A 6755-nucleotide genomic window follows, 5' to 3' on the forward strand; every position below is an offset into this window, starting at 1 on the left:
GGGGAGCCTCTGACCGCGGCTCCCCGGGGAACCGTGCCCCGGAGCCGGGGACAGGCTCCGGGCGTTCTCGAGAACCGACGACAAGGCACACACACGTGAACATACGCAACCAGTGGCCGGTCCTGCCCATCGTGGCCGGACTCGCCTCCGGACTGCTGACCGGCTGTGGCACGGAGAGCGGAGACTCCGCGGGGGACGGCTCCAACGTGGTGGTGGGGATGTCGGACGACGTCCTGGCCACCGACCCGGCCTCCGGCTACGACCCGGGCTCCTGGCTGTTGTTCAACAACGTCTTCCAGTCGCTGCTCAGCTTCCCCAAGGGCGCCACCGAACCCCGGCCCGAGGCGGCCGAGAGCTGCGCCTTCAGCAACGCGCAGACCACGGTCTACACGTGCACCCTCAAGGACGGGCTGAAGTTCAGCAACGGTGACTCGCTCACCTCGAAGGACGTCAAGTTCTCCTTCGACCGCATGCTGAAGATCAACGACCCCGACGGTCCCGCGATCATGTTCCCCACGCTGGAGAAGGTCGAGACGCCGGACGAGAAGACGGTCGTCTTCCGGCTCAACACGGCCGACGCCACCTTCCCCAGCAAGATCGCCTCCGGTGCCGGATCCATCGTCGACCACCGCGCGTACGACGCGGACGGGCTGCGCGAGGACGGCCAGGCCGTCGGCTCCGGCCCCTACAAGCTCGACTCCATCGACAAGAACCAGGCCGTGTTCTCCGTCAACGAGAACTACAAGGGCACCGCCGAGGTGAAGAACACCGGCGTGACGCTCAAGTTCTTCGACGGCGACCAGACCGCCCTGAAGCAGGCCATCCAAAACGAGGAAGTCGACATCGCCTACCGCGGTCTGACCGCGGGCGACATCGCCGACATGGAGAAGGCCGACGACGGCACCGGCATCGAGGTCGTCGAGGGCAGCAGCGCCGAGGTCCAGCACCTGGTGTTCAACATGGACCACCCGGTCGCCGGAAAGCTCGGCGTCCGCAAGGCCATCGCCCACCTGCTCGACCGCGAGGCCCTCATCCGGGACGTCTACCAGGGCACCGCGACCCCGCTGTACTCGATCATCCCGGCCGGCATCGCGGGCCACAACACCGCCTTCTTCGACACCTACGGCGCCCGGCCCTCCAAGGCCAAGGCGGCGGACGCGCTGCGCGAGGACGGCATCACCGGCAAGGTGAAGCTGACCCTCTGGTCGACCCCCTCGCGTTACGGCCCCGCCACCGACCAGGAGCTGACCGCCATCGCCGGCCAGCTCAACGCCAGCGGCCTGTTCGACGCCGACGTGAAGTCCGTGCCCTTCGGCCAGTACGAGAAGGACATCGCCGCCGGCAAGTACGGCGTCTACGTCAAGGGCTGGGTCCCCGACTACCCGGACGCCGACAACTTCACGGCCCCCTTCTTCGGCAAGGGCAACGTGCTGAACAACAACTACGACAACAGCACCCTCACCGGCTCGCTCATCCCGCGCACCGCCTCGCTCACCGACCGGGCGGCCACGGACAAGGAGTTCGGGGAGTTGCAGGACATCGTCGCCGACGAACTGCCCGTCCTGCCGGTGTGGCAGGCCAAGCAGTACGCGGTCGTCCGCGACGGCGTCTACGGCCTGGAGTACTGCCTCGACGCGTCGACCGTGTTCCGCTTCTGGGAGCTGAGCAAGGACGTCTGACGCACGGGTGTGAGGAAGGGCGCCCCCTGCTCGGCAGGGGGCGCCCTCGTCCGTGGCAGGGGCGGGTCGCGGTGCCGGTGGCTACTGCGCCCCGGGGCGCACCAGCCCGCTCTCGTAGGCGTAGACCGCCGCCTGCACGCGGTCCCGCAGGCCCAGCTTCGTCAGCACGTGCCCCACGTGCGTCTTGACCGTCGTCTCGCTGACGAACAGGTCGGCGGCGATCTCCGCGTTGGACAGCCCGCGCGCCACCAGCTTGAGCACCTCGACCTCACGGTCGGTGAGCGTGTGCAGCGTGTCCGGCACCGGCTCGTCGCCCGACGGCAGATGCGTGGCGTACTTGTCGAGCAGCCGGCGCGTGATGCTCGGCGCGAGCATCGCCTCGCCCGCGGCCACGACCCGGATCGCCTGCACCAGCTCGTTGGCGGGCGCGTCCTTGAGCAGGAAGCCGCTCGCCCCGGCCCGCAGCGCCTCCACCACGTACTCGTCCAGGTCGAAGGTGGTCAGCACCAGGACCTTCGCCGGGCCGTCCCGCCCGGGGCCGGTGATCTGCCGGGTCGCCTCCACACCGTCCATCCGCGGCATGCGGATGTCCATCAGGACCACGTCGGGCTGCAGGGCCCGCACCTGGTCGAGCGCCTGGAGGCCGTCTCCGGCCTCGCCGACGACCGCGAGGTCCTGCTCGGCCTCCAGGATCATCCGGAAGCCCGTGCGGAGCAGGGGCTGGTCGTCGACCAGTAGGACGCGGATGGCCACGTAAGTCTCCTTCGCTAGTCCGGCCCCATTCTGCCCTGCGCGGGCCCCGCGGACTCAGCCGCCCTCCACCGCCGACGGCTGCGCCGGCACACCCGCCGTGCGCACCGGCAGCGGATACGGCGGGGGAGTGCCGCCGAACTCCGGGCAGTGCGCCTGGTGGTCGCACCAACCGCACAGCTTCGTCGGACGCGGCCGCCAGTCACCCGTCTCGGTCGCCAGCCGGATCGCCTCCCACAGCGCCAGCAGCTTGCGCTCGACCCGCTCCAGATCCGCGAGGACCGGGTCGTACGTCAGCACCTCGCCGCTGCCGAGATAGACCAGCTGGAGCCGCCGCGGCACCACGTTCTTCAGCCGCCACACGACCAGGGCGTAGAACTTCATCTGGAACAGGGCGCCCTCGGAGTACTCGGGCCGGGGCGCCTTGCCCGTCTTGTAGTCGACGATGCGGACCTCGCCCGTGGGCGCCACGTCGACCCGGTCGATGATCCCGCGCAGCCGCAGCCCGGACTCCAGCTCGGCCTCGACGAACAGCTCCCGCTCGGCCGGTTCGAGGCGGCTGGGGTCCTCCAGGGTGAACCAGCGCTCGACGAGCTGCTCCGCCTCGCTCAGCCAGCGCGCCAGCCGCTCACCCTCGGGGTCGTCGGCGAACAACTCCCCGACCTCCGGCCGCGTCTCGCGCAGCCGGTCCCACTGGCCGGGGATCAGCGACTTCGCCCGGGGCGCCGTACGCTCCGCTGCCGGGGCGTCGAACAGGCGCTCCAGGACCGCGTGCACCAGCGTGCCCCGGGTCGCCGCCTCGCTGGGCTTCTCCGGGAGCCGGTCGATGACCCGGAAGCGGTACAGCAGCGGGCACTGCATGAAGTCACTCGCCCGCGAGGGGGACAGGGAGGCGGGCGGTATGGCGGTGGGCCCCGTCACGAGGTCGCTGACGGCGGCCGTCTCCGCCGCCGCCTCCGCCACGGCCCGGACGGCCGTCTCCTCCGCGTCCACCGCCGGGACGGGGCCGCTCGCGCGCTCCGCCGTGCCCTCACTGCTCGTCTCCATGCCACAGACCTTACGGCCCGCCACTGACAGTGACCCGGGCGCGTGGCGTGGGGGAAGCCGGGAGGGACCGTCGACGTACGGGAAACACAGGGGTGCCGGGGCGGAACGCGCCTCGGCGGACGCATACCATCGACTCGAGACCCTCCCGTCCGGCGGGCGGGGGACGCTTCGAACGAGGGGACACCGGTGGAGGAGAGCGGCGGGCGCGGGCAGCCGCGGTCCGGCAACGACGAGTCGGCCGAGCACCACTCCGGTCCCCCGACCCGTCCCACCGGCCCGGCCACCCCCGACGGACACCCCGTCCCCGAACAGGAGGCCGTACCCGGCCCCGAGACGGCGGAAGCCCCGTCGAAGGGTTCCGAGACAGCCGAGTCCCCGTCGAACGGCCCTGAGGCGCCCGCCGTCCCGTCGGACACCGGGACGCTGCCCGGGCCTGCCACGGCGGAGACGGTGCCGGAGGACCGTGCCGAGCCCGGGCCGTCCACGGCGGCGGCGTCGCCGGGCGCCGGACCGACGTCCGGGCCCGTGGCGGACACCCCGGCGGCCGGCACCCCGGCGGCCGACCTTCCTCCTGCTTCCCGGCCCGGTGGGCACCCCGACGGCGACATCCACCCCGACCGCGCCTACGCGGGCGACCCCCGCACCGGCACCCCGGCCGGCGGGCCCGAGGCAGACCGCCACGACCCCGCACCCGGCACCCACCGGCCGGAGACGGAGAAGCCGCACCCCGCACCCGGCACCACGGCAGGCGGGCCCGAGGGAGACCACAACCCCCCCGCACCCGGCGCGCACCGGCCCGAGGCGGATCAGCCGAATCCGGCACCCGGCGCCCCGGACCGCCGCCTCCCCGAACCCCCGGCCGCCGCGGGCACCCGCACCGGCAGCCCCACCGCCCGTCCCCTCGCGCACTCCGCCGACGGCAAGGGCCCCGCGCCCCAGCGGCCGGAGCCCCGGGGCGGGCTGCTCATGGGGCGGCCCTTCGGCGTGCCCGTGTACGTCGCGCCCAGCTGGTTCCTCGTCGCCGCCCTGATCACCTGGGTGTTCGGCGGCCAGCTGGAGCGCGTGCTGCCCGAGCTCGGCGCCGCCCGCTACCTGGTCTCGCTCTTCTTCGCCGTGGCCTTCTACGCCTCCGTGCTCGTCCACGAACTGGCCCACACGGTCGCCGCCCTCCGCTTCAAACTCCCGGTCCGCCGCATCCAGCTCCAGTTCTTCGGCGGCGTCTCCGAGATCGAGAAGGAGGCCGAGACCCCCGGCCGGGAGTTCGTGCTGGCCTTCGTCGGCCCGCTGCTCTCCCTGGTCCTGGCCGGCCTCTTCTACGCCGCCCTGCAGACTGTGGACCCCGGCACCGTCCCGGGCGTGCTGCTGGCCGGCCTGATGATCTCCAACCTGATCGTGGCCGCCTTCAACCTGCTGCCCGGCCTGCCCCTCGACGGCGGCCGCATGCTCCGCGCGGTCGTCTGGAAGCTCACCGGCAAGCCGATGACCGGCACCATCGCCGCCGCCTGGGTCGGCCGGGCCCTCGCCGTCGCCGTCCTCATCGGCCTGCCGCTGCTCACCCAGTCCGGCGCCCTCGGCTCCGACGCCGTGGACAACGTCGGCATGGACACCGTGCTCGACGCCCTGCTGGCCGCCATCCTCGCCGCGATCATCTGGACGGGCGCCGGCAACAGCCTGCGCATGGCCCGCCTGCGCGAGCACCTCCCGGAACTGCGCGCCCGCACCCTCACCCGCCGCGCGGTCCCCGTCGAGTCCGACACCCCGCTCTCCGAGGCGCTGCGCCGCGCCAACGCCGCCGGAGCCCGCGCCCTGGTCGTGGTCGACGCCGACGGCCGGCCCCTCTCCCTGGTCCGCGAGGCCGCCATCGTCGGCGTACCGGAACACCGCCGCCCCTGGGTCGCCGTCAGCGGCCTCGCCCAGGAGCTCACGGAGGGCATGCGCGTCTCGGCGGAGCTGTCCGGCGAGGAACTCCTCGACGCGCTGCGCGCCACCCCCGCGACCGAGTACCTGGTGGTGGAGGACACCGGCGAGATCTACGGCGTGCTGTCTGCGGCGGACGTGGAGCGCGCCTTCGTCAAGGCGATGGCCCGGCCGTCCTAGCGGCCGGCCGCCGGGGGTCCGCGTCGCGGTCCGGCCTGCGGCCGCGAGGGCCGTCCCGGTCGCCGTCCCGATCGCTCTCCCGGTGGCCGTCCTGGTGGTCGGAGGCCCTCCGCGGGGCCGGTAGGCTGGTCACATGTCCGAACCGACCGGTGCCGCCCGCAGGCGCGGGCCCTTCAAGGTCGGGGACCAGGTTCAGCTGACCGACCCCAAGGGCCGCCACTACACGTTCACGCTCGAGGCCGGGAAGAACTTCCACACCCACAAGGGTTCCTTCCCGCACGACGAACTGATCGGTGCTCCCGAGGGCAGCGTTGTCCGCACCACCGGAAACGTCGCCTACCTCGCGCTGCGCCCCCTGCTCCCCGACTACGTCCTGTCCATGCCCCGCGGGGCAGCCGTCGTGTACCCGAAGGACGCGGGGCAGATCCTCGCCTTCGCCGACATCTTCCCCGGCGCGCGCGTCGTGGAGGCCGGCGTCGGCTCCGGCTCGCTCAGCAGCTTCCTGCTGCGCGCCATCGGCGACCAGGGCATGCTGCACAGCTACGAGCGCCGCGCCGACTTCGCCGAGATCGCCCAGGCGAACGTCGAGCGCTACTTCGGCGGCCCGCACCCCGCCTGGCAGCTCACGGTCGGCGACCTCCAGGACAACCTGTCCGACACCGACGTCGACCGCGTCATCCTCGACATGCTCGCCCCCTGGGAGTGCCTGGAGGCCGTCTCCAAGGCGCTCGTCCCCGGCGGCATCCTGTGCTGCTACGTCGCGACCACCACCCAGCTCGCCCGGACCGTGGAGTCCATCCGGGAGATCGGCAGCTTCAACGAGCCGACCTCCTGGGAGACCATGATCCGCAACTGGCACATCGAGGGCTTGGCCGTCCGCCCGGACCACCGGATGATCGGCCACACCGGCTTCCTGCTCACCGCCCGCCGCCTCGCGGACGGCGTCGAGCCGCCCATGCGCCGCCGCCGCCCCGCCAAGGGCGCCTACGGCGAGGACTACGCCGGGCCCAACGCCGACGGCGGCACCGCCCGCTGAGACGGCCCGTCACCCACCCAACGCACAGGCGCCGGGGGGGGGGGGGGGCCCCCCCCACCCCCCCCCCCCCCCCCCCCCCCCCCGCTGTACGGCCGGGGCCGGAGACTGAGCCCCCACAAATAAGACCCCCCCCCCCACCAACCCCC

General features: G+C 73.0%; 4 protein-coding genes and 1 pseudogene. 3 read left to right on the plus strand and 2 right to left on the minus strand.

From position 1 onward, the window contains the following. The first annotated feature begins 95 nt into the window (after positions 1-95). The gene (locus ACIGAN_RS18850; RefSeq protein WP_365737057.1) at positions 96-1679 is read left to right on the plus strand and encodes an ABC transporter substrate-binding protein; all 1584 of its coding nucleotides are present in this window, start codon (positions 96-98) and stop codon (positions 1677-1679) included. A gap of 81 nt (positions 1680-1760) precedes the next feature. Here the strand turns inward: ACIGAN_RS18850 and ACIGAN_RS18855 are convergent, their stop codons facing one another. Both ACIGAN_RS18855 and ACIGAN_RS18860 read right to left on the minus strand, forming a co-directional pair. After that, a complete protein-coding gene (locus ACIGAN_RS18855; protein WP_030606450.1) occupies positions 1761-2432 on the minus strand; it encodes a response regulator in 672 nt (223 codons plus the stop codon). Between the two features lie 14 nt (positions 2433-2446). Beyond that, positions 2447-3476 (minus strand): annotated as a pseudogene (locus ACIGAN_RS18860) (RecB family exonuclease). Between the two features lie 186 nt (positions 3477-3662). On the opposite strand from ACIGAN_RS18860, the gene ACIGAN_RS18865 reads away from it, so the two are divergent. Beyond that, entirely contained in the window at positions 3663-5573 is a 1911-nt protein-coding gene (locus ACIGAN_RS18865) for a site-2 protease family protein (RefSeq protein WP_399858834.1), read from the plus strand. Between the two features lie 133 nt (positions 5574-5706). Further along, positions 5707-6609 carry a tRNA (adenine-N1)-methyltransferase gene (locus ACIGAN_RS18870; RefSeq protein ID WP_365090748.1) on the plus strand — a complete coding sequence of 301 codons (903 nt, stop codon included), beginning with the start codon at positions 5707-5709 and terminating at the stop codon, positions 6607-6609. Positions 6610-6755 lie beyond the last annotated feature (146 nt).

Source organism: Streptomyces sp. NPDC085931 (assembly GCF_044540565.1).
Lineage (GTDB): Bacteria > Actinomycetota > Actinomycetes > Streptomycetales > Streptomycetaceae > Streptomyces.